Source organism: Dolichospermum sp. UHCC 0260, from assembly GCF_009711985.1.
Lineage (GTDB): Bacteria > Cyanobacteriota > Cyanobacteriia > Cyanobacteriales > Nostocaceae > Dolichospermum > Dolichospermum lemmermannii.
In genome coordinates this window covers 16,904-34,167 of the sequence record NZ_VIKZ01000026.1, presented here as the reverse complement: position 1 = coordinate 34,167, position 17,264 = coordinate 16,904, and the positions used below count along the sequence as shown (strand labels likewise).

General features: G+C 36.2%; 18 protein-coding genes and 1 pseudogene. 4 read left to right on the top strand and 15 right to left on the bottom strand.

Annotated features, from left to right (window positions below):
• Positions 1-338: 338 nt before the first annotated feature.
• From FJR08_RS12075 to FJR08_RS12065, 3 genes are all read right to left on the bottom strand, one after another.
• Positions 339-1,316: a DnaJ C-terminal domain-containing protein gene (locus tag FJR08_RS12075; protein WP_168633327.1), complete on the bottom strand. Its 978-nt coding sequence runs from the start codon at positions 1,314-1,316 to the stop codon at positions 339-341.
• A 253-nt stretch (positions 1,317-1,569) separates the two neighbouring features.
• Positions 1,570-2,079: an AAA family ATPase gene (locus FJR08_RS12070; RefSeq protein ID WP_168633326.1), complete on the bottom strand. Its 510-nt coding sequence runs from the start codon at positions 2,077-2,079 to the stop codon at positions 1,570-1,572.
• Positions 2,080-2,179: 100 nt separating this feature from the next.
• Entirely contained in the window at positions 2,180-3,469 is a 1,290-nt protein-coding gene (locus tag FJR08_RS12065; RefSeq protein ID WP_168633325.1) for a glucose-1-phosphate adenylyltransferase, read from the bottom strand.
• Positions 3,470-3,695: 226 nt separating this feature from the next.
• Here FJR08_RS12065 and FJR08_RS12060 point away from each other — a divergent pair, with 226 nt between their 5' ends.
• Complete coding sequence (locus FJR08_RS12060) at positions 3,696-4,352, top strand: Uma2 family endonuclease (protein ID WP_323294514.1); 657 nt, start codon at positions 3,696-3,698, stop codon at positions 4,350-4,352.
• A gap of 92 nt (positions 4,353-4,444) precedes the next feature.
• On the opposite strand, the gene holA is transcribed toward FJR08_RS12060, so the two are convergent.
• Positions 4,445-5,197, bottom strand: a complete 753-nt coding sequence (gene holA / locus FJR08_RS12055) for a DNA polymerase III subunit delta (protein ID WP_254435742.1) — start codon at positions 5,195-5,197, stop codon at positions 4,445-4,447.
• A 252-nt stretch (positions 5,198-5,449) separates the two neighbouring features.
• Between holA and FJR08_RS12050 the strand changes: the two genes are divergently transcribed.
• Positions 5,450-6,472, top strand: coding sequence for a hypothetical protein (locus tag FJR08_RS12050; RefSeq protein WP_168633324.1), 1,023 nt, complete (start codon positions 5,450-5,452; stop codon positions 6,470-6,472).
• 255 nt (positions 6,473-6,727) lie between these two features.
• Here the strand turns inward: FJR08_RS12050 and FJR08_RS12045 are convergent, their stop codons facing one another.
• Positions 6,728-6,940 carry a cold-shock protein gene (locus FJR08_RS12045; RefSeq protein ID WP_168633323.1) on the bottom strand — a complete coding sequence of 71 codons (213 nt, stop codon included), beginning with the start codon at positions 6,938-6,940 and terminating at the stop codon, positions 6,728-6,730.
• A 278-nt stretch (positions 6,941-7,218) separates the two neighbouring features.
• Between FJR08_RS12045 and FJR08_RS12040 the strand changes: the two genes are divergently transcribed.
• Positions 7,219-7,425: a hypothetical protein gene (locus tag FJR08_RS12040; protein WP_168633322.1), complete on the top strand. Its 207-nt coding sequence runs from the start codon at positions 7,219-7,221 to the stop codon at positions 7,423-7,425.
• A gap of 107 nt (positions 7,426-7,532) precedes the next feature.
• Here FJR08_RS12040 and FJR08_RS12035 read toward each other — a convergent pair whose 3' ends face one another.
• From FJR08_RS12035 to recR, 5 genes and pseudogenes are all read right to left on the bottom strand, one after another.
• The gene (locus tag FJR08_RS12035; protein ID WP_168633321.1) at positions 7,533-8,120 is read right to left on the bottom strand and encodes a GTPase; all 588 of its coding nucleotides are present in this window, start codon (positions 8,118-8,120) and stop codon (positions 7,533-7,535) included.
• Positions 8,113-9,279 (bottom strand): GTPase, encoded by a 1,167-nt coding sequence (locus tag FJR08_RS12030; protein ID WP_168633320.1) that lies wholly within the window; start codon positions 9,277-9,279, stop codon positions 8,113-8,115. The genes FJR08_RS12035 and FJR08_RS12030 overlap by 8 nt, the downstream gene beginning before the upstream one ends.
• A gap of 151 nt (positions 9,280-9,430) precedes the next feature.
• A pseudogene (locus tag FJR08_RS12025) lies at positions 9,431-10,159 on the bottom strand (DNA polymerase I); the annotation flags it as partial.
• A 62-nt stretch (positions 10,160-10,221) separates the two neighbouring features.
• Entirely contained in the window at positions 10,222-10,842 is a 621-nt protein-coding gene (locus tag FJR08_RS12020; protein WP_168633319.1) for a tetratricopeptide repeat protein, read from the bottom strand.
• Positions 10,843-10,865: 23 nt separating this feature from the next.
• Entirely contained in the window at positions 10,866-11,465 is a 600-nt protein-coding gene (gene recR, locus FJR08_RS12015) for a recombination mediator RecR (RefSeq protein ID WP_168633350.1), read from the bottom strand.
• A gap of 118 nt (positions 11,466-11,583) precedes the next feature.
• On the opposite strand from recR, the gene FJR08_RS12010 reads away from it, so the two are divergent.
• Positions 11,584-12,510 carry an Rpn family recombination-promoting nuclease/putative transposase gene (locus tag FJR08_RS12010; RefSeq protein ID WP_168633318.1) on the top strand — a complete coding sequence of 309 codons (927 nt, stop codon included), beginning with the start codon at positions 11,584-11,586 and terminating at the stop codon, positions 12,508-12,510.
• Here the strand turns inward: FJR08_RS12010 and FJR08_RS12005 are convergent.
• From FJR08_RS12005 to FJR08_RS11985, 5 genes are all read right to left on the bottom strand, one after another.
• Positions 12,507-13,106 (bottom strand): tRNA-(ms[2]io[6]A)-hydroxylase, encoded by a 600-nt coding sequence (locus FJR08_RS12005; RefSeq protein ID WP_148763212.1) that lies wholly within the window; start codon positions 13,104-13,106, stop codon positions 12,507-12,509. The genes FJR08_RS12010 and FJR08_RS12005 overlap by 4 nt on opposite strands.
• A gap of 115 nt (positions 13,107-13,221) precedes the next feature.
• Positions 13,222-13,989, bottom strand: a complete 768-nt coding sequence (locus tag FJR08_RS12000; protein ID WP_168633317.1) for a sterol desaturase family protein — start codon at positions 13,987-13,989, stop codon at positions 13,222-13,224.
• Positions 13,990-14,125: 136 nt separating this feature from the next.
• Entirely contained in the window at positions 14,126-15,673 is a 1,548-nt protein-coding gene (locus FJR08_RS11995) for a mercuric reductase (RefSeq protein ID WP_168633316.1), read from the bottom strand.
• Between the two features lie 144 nt (positions 15,674-15,817).
• Positions 15,818-16,507, bottom strand: coding sequence for a TVP38/TMEM64 family protein (locus FJR08_RS11990; protein WP_371415555.1), 690 nt, complete (start codon positions 16,505-16,507; stop codon positions 15,818-15,820).
• A 3-nt stretch (positions 16,508-16,510) separates the two neighbouring features.
• Entirely contained in the window at positions 16,511-17,224 is a 714-nt protein-coding gene (locus FJR08_RS11985) for a TIGR04283 family arsenosugar biosynthesis glycosyltransferase (RefSeq protein WP_168633349.1), read from the bottom strand.
• Positions 17,225-17,264 lie beyond the last annotated feature (40 nt).

Below are 17,264 nucleotides of genomic sequence, written 5' to 3'. Positions count from 1 at the left end.
TCAGGCAAAATAACTAACTATTTTGTGTATAGACCGACAAAGACTTGGGCAGACACTTGTGATTATACAGGGAATATAACTTTAAAGGCAAGCATTAGATACTGTCCGTTTGCTGATTTTGAGATCCAAAGGGGAATTAAAGCCTTGATGCAAAAGGAACTCAGTGATTTTCAAGTAATTCTGTAATGATTCTTAAAATTTATGATCATTCCAGAAGGCTTTCAGAGGCGATTATTTAAGGAACAGGGATAGCATAAATCATAAAATGGTGAAAATCCTACAAGCAATAGAAAATAACATTTATGGATCGTTGTTTACGGAAATACCCTCAATAATCTTTACAATTTAACTTGTGCTAAATGACTACGGGGGTTATAGGTACGGATAGCTCGGATTTTTTCATAGTATTCCCGCTCTTGGGGTGTGAGGTCTTTTGGGGGAGCGATCGCTACTTTCACAAATTGATCACCACGTCCACCTTTAGCTACAGGCCAACCCTTACCACGTAAGCGCAGAGATTGACCAGAACGAACTCCCGCAGGTAGCTTAACACTAACATGACCATCGGGTGTGGGTACATCTATCGCTGCACCTAATGTGGCTTCATCAGGGGTAATTAAGACTTCGCAAACCAGATTGTCCCCTTCTATTTGGAAAAAAGTATGGGGTTGTAATTCTACCTTTAAGTATAAATCTCCCCGTTGTTGACTCATGGGGTTAATTTGGCCTTTTCCTTTCACCCGTAGACGAGTCCCAGTTTTAGCGCCACCAGGAATACGCACATCAATAGTTTCGTTGCCTAAACTAAACCGTTTTTGAACACCGGAAAATGCTTCGGCAAAAGTTAAAATAATTACAGCTTCTGTATCTTGTGTACCACCAGCACCGCCATCTTGAAGACCAAAATCGTTAAAACCGCCACCTGGTCTACCTGGAGAAGTTCGATAAGAGTAACTTTGTCGTCCGCTGCCAGGACCTGCACCACCAAATAATTCAGTTAAGAAGTCATTAAAACTGCCGTATTGACCAAAATCAACTCCGCCCATATCCCCAGGACCACCACCGGGAAAACCTTGACCAGCTTGTTTCCAATATTGACCAAATTGGTCGTATTTTTTGCGTTTATCTGGGTCAGATAATACCTCGTAAGCCTCATTAACTTCTTTAAATTTGGCTTCAGCCTGTTTGTTATTGGGGTTAACATCAGGATGAAATTTACGGGCTAGTTTGCGAAAAGCTTGTTTAATTTCTTCTGAAGTGGCAGTTTTACTAATTCCTAACATTGCATAATAGTCTTTAAAGTCGGTTGCAGCCATCTACTAGCCTCCTGTAGAAGTTTAGGTTATGTTTTTTTTCTAAGATATGAAATTTACTATTAATCAACCTTTGTGGGGGCTGAGTTTTTTCTGTGGCCTGTTTCCTTTTATTTGGTCTAGTACAGCACGGCGCAAATAAACCAACCATTCTTAATCGCCAAAAAGCTTGCTGAATATTACTTTTGACTTCCGCCTTGCGGTACTAGTGCCAGGCAAAAGATTCTGATGTTAAACTAACAAACAATTGCCAAAATTAAGTGTGGTTCTTGCTGAATGTACTGGCGCAATTCCCGTACTCTTGCCATGATGAACAGAAAATAAGTTCATCTATTCCTTCTTCTTTACTGGGGGGAGCATCCCGGAGTTGACGGGACATTCGGAGAATTATCTCTTCAGGAACTTGGCGAATCCGGCTTTGATTCCTTGCTAAACATAGCCAAACAGGAGTTCTCACCCAAACCCCCATAATATAACTAAAGCCACAATTACGGGCTAGGGTAATCACTTCCCGGCGATTTTTCCTTTGGGCGTTGGTAGCATCGAAAATAACCCCTTTATCTGCGGTTATGGCTGTTTGCAATTGTTGTTCCAGTTCCCGCCAAATTAGCAGCCAAGGTCCTTGAATTGCTTCTGAACCAAAAAGCTGCCCCCGGATAGCATCTGTGGAAATTAGCTGCATCTGGGGGCATTCTGTCAATAATTGTTTTGCTAGGGTTGATTTACCGCTACCAGGAAGACCAATTAGCAAAATTAATTTAGTCATAGGGAATAGGGAATAGGGAATAGGGAACAGGGAACAGGGGACAAGAAAGATAAATCATCCAATTACCAATTACCAATTACCAATTACCAATCACTACTAACTAAATGATTGTACCATCAAGAATTACAGCATTTTTGAGAACAACAACAATGCCGCTACGGATGTAGAAGCCTTGCTTTTCTCGTTCTGCTTCTTGGATGTTGTCTTTATTGATAATTTTCACATTGTGACCAATGCGGGCATTTTTATCAATGATGGCACGGCGAATAATGGTGTCTGTACCAATACCGACGGGAATATCATTTTCCTCTAAACTGCATTGTCTTTCAACAGATGGTTGATAATAGTCAGCGCCCATGATCAGGGTTTCTTCAATTACAGATCCTGATTCTATGCGCGATCGCACTCCCAAAACTGAATGTTGAATGCGACAATCTTTCAAAATACAACCGTCACCAATCATAGATTCTGTGATTTGGCAATTCAGCAGTTTAGAAGGTGGTAAATAACGAGCGCGAGTATAGATTGGTGCTGCTTCATCGTAGAAGCTAAAGGGAGGAAGGGGTTGCTTCGTCAGGGCTAAATTAGCCTCATAAAAAGATTCAATTGTCCCAATATCTTCCCAGTAGTCATCAAATAAGAAGGCTTGAACGTTGTGATCTTTAGCAGCTTCGGGAATAATCTCTTTACCAAAATCAGTTTGTTCTAAAGATTGTTTCAACAACTTAATCAAAACATCTTTTTTAAAGACATAAATCCCCATGGAGGCGATATATGGCTGTAATGCGGCTTGTTCTTTTGTCAATCCCAATATGGTGGTATCAACACGCATTTGTGCTAAAGCTTCACCTTTGGGTTTTTCGCTAAAATCAATTACCCTACCCGATTCATTAATTTTCATCAAGCCAAAATCGGAGGCTCGACGATCATCCATGGGAATGACGGAAAGTGTAATATCAGCATTTGTATCTCTATGTCGCTGGATAAACTGCCGGTAATCCATGCGGTAAAGGTGATCACCGGAAAGAATCAGAAATTCTTCTACATCCCACTCTTGTAACATCCAGATGTACTGACGCACAGCATCAGCCGTACCTTGGAACCAGTTGGGGTTTTCTGGGGTTTGTTGTGCTGCTAACACTTCTACAAACCCATCACTAAACCCACTGAAGTTGTAAGCACGGGCGATGTGCCGATTCAGAGAGGCTGAGTTAAATTGAGTCAGAACGTAGATTTTGAATATTTCGGAATTGATGCAGTTGCTAACAGGGATATCTATGAGACGATATTTCCCGGCCACTGGTACTGCTGGTTTGGCGCGGAGTTTAGTTAACGGATAAAGCCGAGTCCCCGCACCCCCACCCAGAATAATTGCTAAAACTTTTTTCACAAAATTTCTCCCAACTGCCTTTCACTCTCATCTCCAGTTTAGGACTGTATGTAACAACTGATAAAGGGGGATCAAAGAATCTTAGGGATGAATTTTTCCTTTACCCAGAAATAGCGATGGCGAAAAACTGTATTTGGGGCTTGACAATTGATTTAAAATTTGTTATCATGAATTTGATAAGGAAGAACTATCTTGAAATAAAACCAATTATTCGTGAGGTTTGATCGTGGTTATTACTCAAACCAGTCCCCCCAATATTACCCAGGATATAACAACAACTCACTTCACTCCAGATGAGTATCGAGTGATGGAGGAAACCGCCGCAGAAAAACATGAATATCGTAACGGAGAAATTATTGCAATGGCTGGAGGTTCAGAAGTTCATAGCCGTCTTACCGTCAATATTACTACTTTACTTAATGTAGCTCTCAGAGACACTAATTTTCAAACTTATAATGGGGACTTAAGAATCTGGATTTCTGAGTTTAATCATGGTACTTATGCTGATGTTCTTGTAATTAATGGTGAACCGGAGTTTAACGGCGATCGCACTGACGAAATTCTCAATCCTTTAGTAATTGTAGAAGTTTTATCACCCTCTACTGAAGGTTATGATAGAGGTGATAAATTTAGAAAATATCGCTCACTTCCTAGCTTTTGCGAATATCTGCTAGTTAGCCAAACTGAACCCTATATTGAGCATTATCACAAACTTGATGATAGTAGCGATAGCGTTCGCGGAGCGTCCCGGAGGGAACTAGCGCTGCTGCAAGCAGTTCGCTGGCAATGGCAGGTTTATGATCATCTTGAGCAGTCTATATTATTACATAGTTTAAATGTAGAAGTTCCTCTTGGTGAAGTTTATCGCCGCATTAATTTCTAAAAGCCGACTCACGATTTATACTAAACACGGTTGGGAAATGGACTTTTACGAAATCATGAAAAACCTAGATTTGTAGTAGGGGTTTAGCAGTGCTAAACCCCTACCCACAGAATCAAATAATTAAGCCGTGTTGAGTATATAGCGGTAATTTTTAAAGCTGGTTCGTTACAGTTAATTAAGCGATCGCCAAATTCTAATGCTTGAGCAATGTTACCCAAGCGAATGGCGATCGCTAGTTGTAAACTATTAGCAGCACTTTCTGACACTAATTCTTTCACCATATCCCCATTGACTGTTTTACCCAAAGCATAGGTTTTGAGCTTTTCTAGTTCGGTGAATATCAGTCGTGTATGATTGCCTGTGTAATCAATTAATACTTTGTAAGCATCGGTAGTGAGTGTTACACTTACTTCATCAGCTAAAGTCCGAGCTTGCTGTATTAATGCTTGGGTTTGCCATTGGGGAATGAGAGGAAATTCTTTTACCTGTGCGTACTCCAGTAGGAGTTTGACTGATTTATTTCTCGCGTCAGGTTTGTGAGTGTTGGTGATCAGGAGGGTATTTGTTGAGGGAATTTTGGGGAGAATGGACTCCAACTGCAACAAAATTTCTTTTGAACAAACTCCCAGTAATGTGCTGTTGGGCAAATGTACTAATCTTCCTCCACTCCCAACTGGTGGTGTCATGATATCGGATAATGCTTGAGGAATGGTTTCTTTAGATTCTGGGGGGTATTCTGTATGGTTGAAGTTTGCCCATTGTTGATCTAGAGTGTGGGTTTTTAGTTGTTTGATGGTGCGAGTTAGGAAGAATTCGTCTTCACCAAAGTATAAGTGTGTTGGCATGGTAGTACGGCAATAGGACTGCCGTACATGAGCGTTAGCTCTGCTGCTTACCTCTCACGTCTTACTTTTATTCATACTGTTCTTTATTCTTACAACAAATAAGTTTATTATGGTATTGTTACTAAACAACATGATCTGATTCAAAAATAGTCTATTGTAATTTGCATATACATTTTTTGTCAACAAAAACTATAGACTAAATTAGTGTATTAACTCATAAAATGAAAGTATTTAATTTCTGGTACTAAATTTATGTTAATTGAGAATCTTAATGAACTGAATTTTTTAGATACAGAAGATTTTATAGATTTTATAGTTAATTATAACTGTAATCTTCTGGGAAGAAGTTTAAATAAAAAAACTTACAAACCTAACAATTCTATTCTAACTTTAGAGTATGAAGATAATTTATACATTATCAAAGTAAATTTGCATTATGGCGTGCATCGTGTTCCAGCATCTTATACAGCGAGTGCTACTAGGAAGGACATAAATTATACAGAAGAATTACCTTATCATTGTAATCCATATAAAGGTGAAATATATAAAAAGAAATGGCATGAAACAGTAAAAGGTTTTATTGCAGATTTGAAAAGAATAATTTATTCAATTATGAACATTGATGAACAGTCTAAAATACTAGGTATTGTATCCAAAATTTTATTAGATGAGAATTATGGTTTTCTTAAAACCTACAATTGTAGCTATGTTATTTTTGATTTCTTGGAAATTCCTTCCCATCTACACCAAATGATACAACCGGGTAGTATATTACGTTTTCGACAAAGCACACAATGTATAAAATTCAAAAGAATGCATTATATTAAGGCAATAGATTTTGATAATTATATTAAGCATAATACTGAAATACCTTTAGACGAACTGCCAGGTTGTGCTTCAAATCCAGAAGATAGGGATTTAGTTATAAAAAACATTCAAATACAAGTTAATGGGACTGAAATAATAGCACCTATATTGTATGCTTTTTTAGAGTATAAAAAAAGTAAAGAATATTGTGGAGATATTTATATAGGTAAATGGGATTTTAATAGTAAAATTTTGTATTTAATAGATAAAAATACAGAAATGATCAAGTTAATTGCAAGAAGGAGAGATGGATTTATATATAAATATGAATGGATTCCTGTATATCCTAAATATCCATTCAAAAATATTACCGAAAGTGATATTTGTTTTTTTGAGGAAATGAAAAAATCTTTAGAAAAGCGAGGTATAGATATTGCAAAAGTAAGGGCTGGGATGCTTGATGGATAAAAAATAATAAATATCCATTTTTGAAGCTATAGGTCTTATCTTAGACGGGGTATAGTACACTTCAAGCTAAAATAATTGTAATTTTCTCTAAAAATTAGCATTTATTAAAAATAATCTAATATATTTTTAAGAAAAATAAACCTGATTAAATAATTAATAGGTTTTGTTTTTCCCTGAATAAATACCCTACCAAGCTAGTAGGGTACATATTTATATCCTTATAATAGATTCTTGTATTAAGAAAACCTATTATATCTACTCATTGACCACAATATTAACCGCTTTATAGCCCTGCGAACCCTCAAGCTTTTCACGTGTATAAGATACTTTCTTTCCTGTTGCAAAGCTTGTAAAACTATTGGTTCTCATAGAAGCGGAGTGAAAATAAATGGTTTCATTTGTGTTATCAGGTGTTATGTAGCCTGATTTAGAGGAGTGATCCACCAATCTTATTGTACCTGTTTCCATTTTAAATTCCTAAGTGTTATAGATTGAGGTATTACATTAGTATAACGTATTAAGTTTTATTTAATTTTTTATTGGATGTTTCAATAATAATCCCTGAAACTCTTCTTTTTAGAGTATCTTTCATTGGAAATAGATACACTTAGTTTATGCTAAAAGCCTCTTTATCTTAAGATTTATGTGAGTTAATTTGTTAGAAATTAATATTTTGTAACATTTGTTTATATCTCCCTTGACAACTATAACGTATAATAGAAAGTTCATTTATTAAATGCTAAAAAATGAGCCACAATTCAGAAAACCTTCCCATTGCCGAGTGGATATTTGAGGGACAAAACCAAAATGCTACTCATTTAATTATAGTATACGATGCCAAAGATGGAAGCTATAAACCTGTTTATGTAACACAAGGTGAAAATCTTGAATATAAAAGAAGACAATACGAAACAGGCAACTATACTGTTTTAACAGACTACACACTGTATTAGTAGGGCGAAATCTACCAAGGGCATTATGAGAAATAAGATAGACTGAAAGTATTGCTAAATATACTTTTTAGTTATTATTTTCTATAACATCTTTTAGACCTAAGTTATTACAAACTCTTAGTGGTTAATACTGATATAATAGGTATACTTTTGGAAGACCAGTTTTTTGAACTATTATCAACTCTTAACTTTACCTGAAATCCTTGAAATGAAGGATTCAGATTATATTCCAATGTGATAGCTTTAACAAATTCTTCAATTTGTAATTTCCTATTTTTTGAAACTATATCACGGTTTTCATGAGGAACTGATCCTGCAAACGTGAAAACTAGCCAAGCATTATTCCAAATAAATGCTCCTAATTTTTCTGTCAACAAGCTTATTGTCGTTTTTTCTTCTGGACGGAATCTTGTTTCATCTAAGCGAGAAACATAAATTAATGTGTTGATTGTTTTTAAATCAACATTATTGATTATCAAATCTAAATATTGTTTGTCACACTCTAGATCATCTTCTGCTAGTCCTGGTGTATCAATTAGGCAAATATCACCTAAATGGCTAGTATGATCATAATGCCTAATTACTTTGGTACAAGCTTCGTATTTTGATGTTTCAGCAACAGGTTTGCCTAAAATTGAGTTAATAAAGCTTGATTTACCAACTCCAGTACGTCCAACAATTAAAAAATTACGCATTTCTACGATCTAACTCTAACCACAAACCTACTACAGTACCCAGTAAACCACCAACTATTGCACCACCAGGACCAAGAAATAAACCTACAACTGTTCCACCAGATGCAAGTCCTCCAATAAGGCCTTTCTTAATCTTATTTTTAATCTCTTCTTTTTGATTTTCATCTAGTTCAATTCGTGATTTACCCGATGAAGAAAATGCACTATCTTTCATAGCTGCTGCGAATACTACAGAACCGGATTCAGATGCTCTGACAAAAACTCTTGTAAAAAATTCTCCCAGCCATTTTTTGCCATCTGGTGTTGTTTCACTTTTGTTATCTACGGCTATAGATGGAATTTGATTAGCTGTATCTTCTCCCACATACTTAGCTATTTCTTTGCGTATTAATTCTGTTCTTATCTTTAAAGTTTCTTCATATTCTGAGGCAGTAACAGAATTAGCATATGTAAAAACAATTACGGAGCATTCCCAAACCTTCTTACCAAATGCTTTTGAAAGACGTTTAATAACTCTTTTTTCATCACTTGTGACTCTAGTATCATTAAGCTGACTTACAAACCACATTGAAACCATTTTTTGAATTTTTGGTTTCATTAAGTTCAGGTATTTTTGGTCATTACCAGCTTCTTCTTCTTCATCGCAAAGACCAGGAGTATCTACTATAATGAAATTGATACCATTTACTTTATGTTCATAAGTATCTACCGATTTTGTTGTAGGTTCATATTTGCCAGTTTTAGCAACTTCACAATCTAATAGAGAATTAACAGTGCTAGACTTTCCAACTCCTGTGCGACCTGCTAAAACAAAGATAATCTGTTTATTAATTAATGTTTTTACCTTTTGTTTTAACTCATTGCTAATAAATGGCAAATTATCAATTTCCTGACAAAGTTTTTCGACATTTTCCTTTTCACTGCGAATTTCATATATACGCATCAAGACAAGTTCAATACCAAATTTGGCAAGTAGATCAGTAAGTATTCCAACTGTTCCTAATGCAAAAATCCCTCCAACCATACCAGCCGGTCCACCAAGAATTGCTAAAGCTGATGTAATGGCTGCTGCACCAGCTAACCCTGTACTAGCCATAACAACTGCAAGTATTACTGCGGGTAATCCTAAAGCAGCTACTTTTCTTATAAGTTCATCCATAAAGCCAAATTCCTGAAAATTAATTAAAGGGTAGGTGTAACCTTATAATTTTTATTATTGCAAAATATGGGTAAATATTACACTGAATTAATACTTAGAGAAAAACAAAGAAATATAGGCGATCGCTCTCATCATTAGTATAATACCCTACTCAAAACAGACTCAACTGCTTACCCACATCACCTTGAGGTTCAACAACCGAAAGTAACTCATCCCGTTTTTTAGCCATCAACTCCAAATAATACCCACTGGAATAGGCTTCAGAATTAGTCAATCCCCTAATTCCTTGATAAAACGTCACAACATCCCCAGTATTACCCAGAACCAAAAGAGCCTTTTCACCCTTCTTAATTTTCCGAGTAACCTGTAACTGTTCCACAGGAAAATCACCAGAACGAATAACCTTTGTTAATTCCTGGTAATATTGTTCCGCCTTAGCCTTTGACTGAAGATATTGTGTCAGGTAGTTCAAAGGAAACTCCTTTTCCAGACGAGAACGATAGCGAAGCGCTCCGTAGGAATCGCGTTTCCGCCATGAACCCTTAGTAGTAATTTTACCATCTTCGTGCCAGATAATATAATTCTTAGCTCCTCTAGAGGGAACAAACATCGCTTGAGCAAGAATTTCCAACTCAATTTTGATACCCGTAGGTAAAGCATTTTGCAGCCTCTCAAATATCAGCAGAGGTTCAGAGTGGGAGAAGAACACACCATCAGTATCACTTTCAACCTGGATACCTCCCGCTTTTTCAATTACATCAATCATGAATCGCAGAATCCGTCTACCATAAGCTGTAACCAGTGCAGCAGCTTCCATATCATTAAAACCAACACCAGAAGTCCCATAAAAGCCAAACAACGAGTTGATTAACACTTTGAGAGCAGCTTCAGCTTGTTTAGCAGCTTTCTTTACTAGGAATCAGCCCTACTGTATTTCATATATTACTCCCATTTTCGTAATTGCTTATGTACTACGGCTAAATACCACATATAATCATCAATTTTATACTCATCAGCAGCCTTAACTATATATTCCTGCGCTAACTCTAAATTATTCTCAGCTTCATAATATAAACCCAAATAAAGATGACTGTAAAACTTACCTTTTAATCCTGCCAATTTTCCCACATTTAAAACATCATCTTGGCTACAATTACCTGCAAATAAATCATAGATAGATTTCATGATTTTTCGCGGGTCATTTTTCACAGATAATAAAGAATTACGAGCTTCTGTCACACCGGATAATCTGGCTATGCAAAGATATCTCCAGACAGTTTCTTCCACATCTTGAGCATTAACAGTTAAATCAATTTCAAACTGTTTTGCACCTTGAGCAAATCGTTCTGCATAATAATAACTTAACCCGCGTTGCCAAAGATAAGGAGTAATTTGAATATCTAACTTTTCTGCCTGATCAAAATCTTGAATTGATTCGGTAATTTTTCCTAATTTAAAATAAACCATGCCTCGTCGAACATAGGCATTAGCATTATTTGGTTGATTAATAATGGTATTGTGACACTCTTGAAGTTGATTTTCTAAGGAATTGGTAAAAAACATTTTGGTAATGAAATTTGCTACTTTTAATCTAGTTCTCTGCGTCCTTCTAATGCTCTAGCTAAGGTGAGTTCATCAGCATATTCTAAATCACCACCGACGGGTAAACCAAAGGCAATACGGGTTACTTTAGTAAATGGTTTTAGTAATTGACCGATATACAATGTTGTGGTTTCCCCTTCGATACTGGGACTAATAGCTAAAATCACCTCTTGGGGTTTTTGTTCGCTTACTCGTCTCACTAAAGCTTGAATGGTTAACTGTTCTGGTCCAATACCATCCATAGGGGAAATTACACCACATAAAACATGATATTTACCTTTAAATTCACGAGTTTTTTCTAAGGCAATCACATCACGGGAATCTGCAACTACGCAAATAGTTGTATTATCTCGTTGAGGGTGACGACAAATTTCACAGACTGGATCTGATGAAAGGTGAAAACAAACTTTACATAAACCTACCTGTTTTTTCGCGTCAACAAGTGCTTGGGCTAAAGCTTCTACCTCTGCTTCTGGTCTTTTTAAGATGTGCAAAGCTAAACGTTGGGCGCTTTTTGGACCAACTCCGGGTAGCCGTTGCAACTGTTCGATTAATTTGGCTAGGGGACGTGCGTAAACCGTAATTCTACCTCCGGGGTTTTTTTCTATTTTACAGTTAAAATTATGTTTCCCGCAAAGGCGCAAAGGAGCAAAGACGCAAAGTTTGAGGAATTTTAACCAGTAAATATTATAATCATGATTTATGCGAAGAGATTCACTTTTTTATAAACTCTTTCAACAATATCCATCTTTGTTGTTTGAACTGTTGACAGATCCGCCGATTAATGCTCAGGCTTACCGCTTTGATTCTGTGGCTGTCAAAGAACCGACTTTTGCAATTGATGGTGTATTTTTACCACCAGAAAGTGATGGACAAGGAGTAGTATATTTTTGTGAGGTACAATTTCAAAGAGATGAGGAATTGTATGAAAGAATCTGTGCGGAAACTTCACTATATTTTTATCGTAATCGCAAAAGATTTTGTGATTGGCAAATAGTGATTATTTATCCATCTCGAAATACAGAACAAAATGACATTTATCCTCATCGTGGATTTCTCAACAGTCCTCAAGTACATCGAGTATATTTAGATGAATTGGGAGATATTCAAGAATTACCATTAGGTTTAGGTGTCATGTTACTAACTACTCTGGGAGAAAGTCAAGCCCCAGCAGTAGCTAGATATTTATTAACCAGAACCCATGAGGAGATTGTCACACCATCAAGTCAAGCTATGATGGAGATGATCACGACAATCATGGTCTACAAGTTTGAAAATCTGAGTCGTCGGGAGGTAGAATCAATGTTAGGAATTACACTCAAAGAAACTAGAGTTTATCAAGAAATTAAAGAAGAAGGCAGAGAGGAAGGACTGGAACAAGGCAGAGAAGAAGGACTAGAGGAAGGACTAGAACAAGGCATAGAACAAGGCATAGAACAAGCTACAATTAATTTGGTGATTCGACAATTAACAAAGCGGTTTGGTAAAATATCTCAGAGAAAGATAAAATCTATTTCTGGTTTACCATTATCTGTGTTGGAAGAATTGAGTGAAGCTCTTTTAGATTTTCAGAGTTTGAATGATTTGCAATCTTGGTTGTTAATCCATACTCCGGCAAAAACTGACTAACTATGTATTCTGGGTTCTGGGTGTAAGGTTGATAATAATTGACTTTCCACCTCTGCTAGTTCGTCTAATCTGTCCATGACGATTTTTCGGTCAAAATAGGTGTCAGCTAATACCCAATACATCCCAAAATGTCGGGCTTCTGATGCCATTAAACTGCGGTAAAATGCGGCTAATTCTGGTTCTGGACAGTTAGCAGCTAGGAGTCCTAAGCGTTCATGACTACGGGCTTCTATTAAGCCGGTGACGAGTAAGGAGTCTAAAAATCTCTGGGGTTCTTGTCCCCGAACTTGGGATTTTAACCCTGCACCGTAGGGGGGTGCGGATAGGGCTGCTAGTTTGATGTTACGGCGTTCTAGCCATTGATTGACGAGTTCAAAGTGTTCTAGTTCTTCACGAGCGATCGCTGTTAACTCTCTCACCATTTTAGCATTAGAGGGATAGCGAAACATCATATTTAATGCTACTCCTGCGGCTTTGCGTTCACAGTGGGAGTGATCTAGTAAGATAATATCAAGGTTAGCGATCGCTTGCTCTACCCAAGCATCACTGGTAGGTTGTTTGAGGGCGTTGATTGTGGGTAAAGGTGAACTTAACACAGCGAAAAACTCCAAATTGAACAATTTAGCTCATTAATTTTAATCTTAAATCAGCTTCTGCATCTTTGGATAAGTTTCTTAATGTTTTACTTTTGAATTCCGTTCTCTGATCCTATCAATTGTGTTTATTAACAGACACAAACGGTAATTTTAATAAACTGATAAAATTAAGATCTCTGGTTTCTTCCGATATACCTAACTGGATGCTTTCTGGTTGGGGCGGATAATAACGAGATTGAAAAATTAGATCCCATATAGTTAATAAACTTGTATAATTACTATTTAAATATTTTGTTAATTGACAATGATGAGCGCGATGATAATTAGGTGTAACAATAAAATAACTCAGGAATTTATCTATTTTAAAAGGTAAGGCAAAATTACTGTGATGAAAAACTAATGATACCGCAAATAAAGATTCATATAATATCCAAGCGTTTGGTGTAATTCCCAACAGATAAATTAACCCAATTTTGGGAATATTGGCAACAATAACTTCTCCTGTATGAAAGCGGTAAGCTGTGGATATATTCATCCATCTATCTGTATGATGGACTTTGTGAAAACGCCAAGCAAAACCCCAAGTGTGGATTAATCTATGCCACGTATACATATACAAATCAAGCAATAAAAAAGAGAGAATAAAATGTAACCAGGGTAAATTAATATCATAAAATAATCCCCGCCATAAAGTTGGTTTCCAGAGAGAATTTAAGATTAAAATAACAGTTAAATTAACCACAAAAAAATTTATTAACCCCAAAATTAAATTGTGAATAACTCTTTTAATGGGATTTTGACGATATTGAAAGAAAGGAACTAAGGTTTCCAGAATTCCAAATATAACGATACTGCTGACAATAGCCAGAGATTTATATTCCATTTTGTTTGATGTCCTGATAATCCTGGCATAGCTGGGGCAATTTTTTCTCTTTCTTCATGAATTTTACCATGAATATTTTCTTCAAGAACAAGATCCCCGACTTCTCTAAGAAGTCGGGGATCTGAAACTCTCAAATTTAAGAAAACTTGGTTAAAAATCCCAATAATTGCTTAGTTTTTGGTGTGAGTAAAGTCTTGCGATAAGCGTCTGCGGCTTTTTTAATGGCTTCCGCTTGAGTGGGATAAGGATGAATTACACTACTCAGTTTACTTAAACCAATATTATTAACAATAGCTGTAGTAATTTCCGAAATCATCTCCCCTGCATGATTAGCAACTATGGTTGCACCGAGGATTTGATCTGATCCTTTTTTGTGATGAATCTTTAAAAAACCAGATTCTTCATGATCTGCGATCGCTCGGTCTATACTTTTAAAAGGAATCTTAATAGTTTCTATCTTTATACCTAATTTTTCTGCCTCATTTGCATACATCCCCACATGAGCAATTTCCGGGCTGGTATATGTCACCCAAGGCATCACTAAACTACTAAGTTTAGATCGTCCCCAACCAAAAGGCGAAAACAGGGTATTTTTAATCACAATTCGCGCTGCCGCATCTGCCGCATGAGTAAATTTCCAATTCATGCAGATATCACCAGCGGCGTAAATTTTGGGATTTGTGGTTTGTAAATAATCATTCACTTTTACACCCCAGGTTTGATCATATTCTACACCCACTGCCTCTAAATTCAAATTTTCCACATTTGGAGCCCGTCCCGCACCAACTAATATTTCATCAACTGTCACCGAATCTCGTTCACTATTCACAGAAAAATATAGGCGTTTTCCTTCCGTAACTGTAACAACTTCTTCTAATTGACAATTTAATACTAAACGAATACCTTCATCAATTAAAACTTTTTGCAAAATCTCCGCTGCTTCTGAATCTTCCTGATTTAAAATATGTGAACCTCGATGAAATAATGTCACTTCACAACCTAACCGCTGAAATGTTTGTGCTAATTCACAACCAACAGGTCCACCACCAATTATTGCTAATTTTTCGGGTTTCTGAGTTAGGGAAAAAACAGTTTCATTGGTTAAATAACCTGCTGCTTCAATTCCCCGAATTTTCGGTTTAACAGCCCTCGCACCGGTAGCAATGACAGCTTTTTTAAACTTTAATGTTTGCTGATCAACTTCTATAGTATTCTTGTTTATAAATTTACCATCACCTAAAAAAACATCAATTCCTAAACTTTTAAATCTTTCCACAGAATCATGATGACTAATACTCGCCCGAATGCGTCTCATTCTCTCCATAACTGTGGCAAAATCCACATCAAATTTCTGAGAAATATTAATCCCTAAATCTTTGGCTTTTCTGATTTCTTCAACTACACGAGAAGAACGAATTAAACATTTAGAAGGAATACAACCAAAATTTAAACAATCTCCTCCCATGAGATTTTTTTCAATTAATGCTACTTTTAAACCCAAATCTAATCCCGCAGCCCCCGCAGCGACAACTAAACCCGCAGTTCCCCCACCAATTACTACTAAATCATAACAATCAGCCCTTTGGGGATTTACCCAATTATCTGGATGAACATTTTTGAGGAGTTTTTGATTATACTCATCCATGGGACGAATTGTGACTCTTGGAGATTCTGAAGTTGACATTAGTATTACCTCTGAATGGTTAAGTATAAACTATGTTTTTGATTATATGATCTGTTATTTATAAATACATTATCATCAGAAATTTATCGGTTTTATATTTAACAAAATTACTAAAATTATTGAAAAATAAAAAACAAAGAATTTTTATAAGTTCTCATCTTCTAAAGCTTTCTTAGCTATCTTCGTGACATAAACTGTGACAGCAATTGTTGCTATCAACCCCATGATTTGAATTACCCAGTGGAGGATGATGTTTCCAGGTTGATTTTTACTGCCAATTAAGGCTATATCTCCTACTAAAGATCCAAAATAAACATACATAATTGTTCCAGGAATCATCCCCACTGAACCAATTAAATAGTCTTGAAAAGAAACACTAGTAATTCCGAAAGCATAGTTTAATAAATTGAAGGGAAAGAGGGGAGAAAGTCGAACTAATAGGACAATTTTTAATCCTTCTTTACTAACTGCTTTATCAATGATGGCAAATTTTTTGTAACTAGATATTTTTTCTTTTACCCAACCTTGCGCTAAATAACGTCCTCCTAAAAATGCTGCTATAGCACCTAATGTAGCCCCAATAAAGACATATATAGAACCCCAAATTACACCAAAAATTACCCCAGCACCCAATGTCAGCAGTGCAGCCGGTAAAAAAGCTAGAGTAGCTATAATATAGATGCCAATAAATACTATTCCTCCTATAGCACCAAGGCTATTAATCCACTGTAAAGCATTCTGTAAAAATTCTTGAAGATTGGGAGAAGATACTTTAACAGATTCTTGAATTACAGCAAAATCTATTTCTGATAACAAGGTAATAAGCATAAAAATTCTCTAGGATTTTGGGGAAGAGTACCAATTACGAATTTGGGTTGGGGAAATACCGAGTAAATAAGCAATGACAATCATTTGATTCAAAATAGTAGTTTGGATAATTCCTTTTTTTAACCATCTGCGAGGTGAGGTAATTACGGGTGTTGGTAATAGGTAAATTTTGCCCAGAGTTTTTAATTTTCTCATCATTGCAAAGTCTTCCATAATTGATATTTGCGGGAAATTACCAACTTGCTGAAATACATCTTTGGTGAGAAAAATAGCTTGATCACCATAGGGCATTTGCCAAAGATGCGATCGCCATTTTACACCAAATTCTACCAAACGCAACCCCCAATTAGGGGCATTTATCCGTAAAGCAAACGCACCAGCCACAATTCCCGGTTTTGCTAAGGTTGTGCGAATCATCTGCTCGAAATTAGTCGGTAAACGGGTATCAGCATGGAGAAATAGGAGAATTTCCCCACTAGCAGCCATAGCACCTGTATTCATTTGATTAGCACGTCCGGGAGGAGAAATAATTACCTTAACATTCAATGATTTAGCGATTAATAATGTTTCATCTTTTGAACCACCATCAACTACAATTATTTCTACATTACTACTAGATTGACTGCTAATAATTGCTTCTTTAATATTATCCGCTTCATTGAGAGTGGGAATAATAATAGAAATTAACCTGTTATTAAGATTTTGATTGATAATTTCTGTCATAATCATAAAAATAATTAGTCAATAAATAATAAATTTTTCC

Excerpts from the sequence above, each read along its gene's own strand:
- FJR08_RS12050 (WP_168633324.1), top strand. The coding sequence starts at position 5,450 with ATGTTAATTGAGAATCTTAATGAACTGAATTTTTTAGATACAGAAGAT.
- FJR08_RS12070 (WP_168633326.1), bottom strand. The coding sequence starts at position 2,079 with ATGACTAAATTAATTTTGCTAATTGGTCTTCCTGGTAGCGGTAAATCA.
- FJR08_RS11995 (WP_168633316.1), bottom strand. The coding sequence starts at position 15,673 with ATGTCAACTTCAGAATCTCCAAGAGTCACAATTCGTCCCATGGATGAG.
- FJR08_RS12010 (WP_168633318.1), top strand. The coding sequence starts at position 11,584 with ATGCGAAGAGATTCACTTTTTTATAAACTCTTTCAACAATATCCATCT.
- FJR08_RS12035 (WP_168633321.1), bottom strand. The coding sequence starts at position 8,120 with ATGCGTAATTTTTTAATTGTTGGACGTACTGGAGTTGGTAAATCAAGC.
- FJR08_RS12030 (WP_168633320.1), bottom strand. The coding sequence starts at position 9,279 with ATGGATGAACTTATAAGAAAAGTAGCTGCTTTAGGATTACCCGCAGTA.
- FJR08_RS11985 (WP_168633349.1), bottom strand. The coding sequence starts at position 17,224 with ATGACAGAAATTATCAATCAAAATCTTAATAACAGGTTAATTTCTATT.
- holA (WP_254435742.1), bottom strand. The coding sequence starts at position 5,197 with ATGCCAACACACTTATACTTTGGTGAAGACGAATTCTTCCTAACTCGC.
- FJR08_RS12075 (WP_168633327.1), bottom strand. The coding sequence starts at position 1,316 with ATGGCTGCAACCGACTTTAAAGACTATTATGCAATGTTAGGAATTAGT.
- FJR08_RS12020 (WP_168633319.1), bottom strand. The coding sequence starts at position 10,842 with ATGTTTTTTACCAATTCCTTAGAAAATCAACTTCAAGAGTGTCACAAT.
- FJR08_RS12040 (WP_168633322.1), top strand. The coding sequence starts at position 7,219 with ATGAGCCACAATTCAGAAAACCTTCCCATTGCCGAGTGGATATTTGAG.
- FJR08_RS12045 (WP_168633323.1), bottom strand. The coding sequence starts at position 6,940 with ATGGAAACAGGTACAATAAGATTGGTGGATCACTCCTCTAAATCAGGC.
- FJR08_RS12000 (WP_168633317.1), bottom strand. The coding sequence starts at position 13,989 with ATGGAATATAAATCTCTGGCTATTGTCAGCAGTATCGTTATATTTGGA.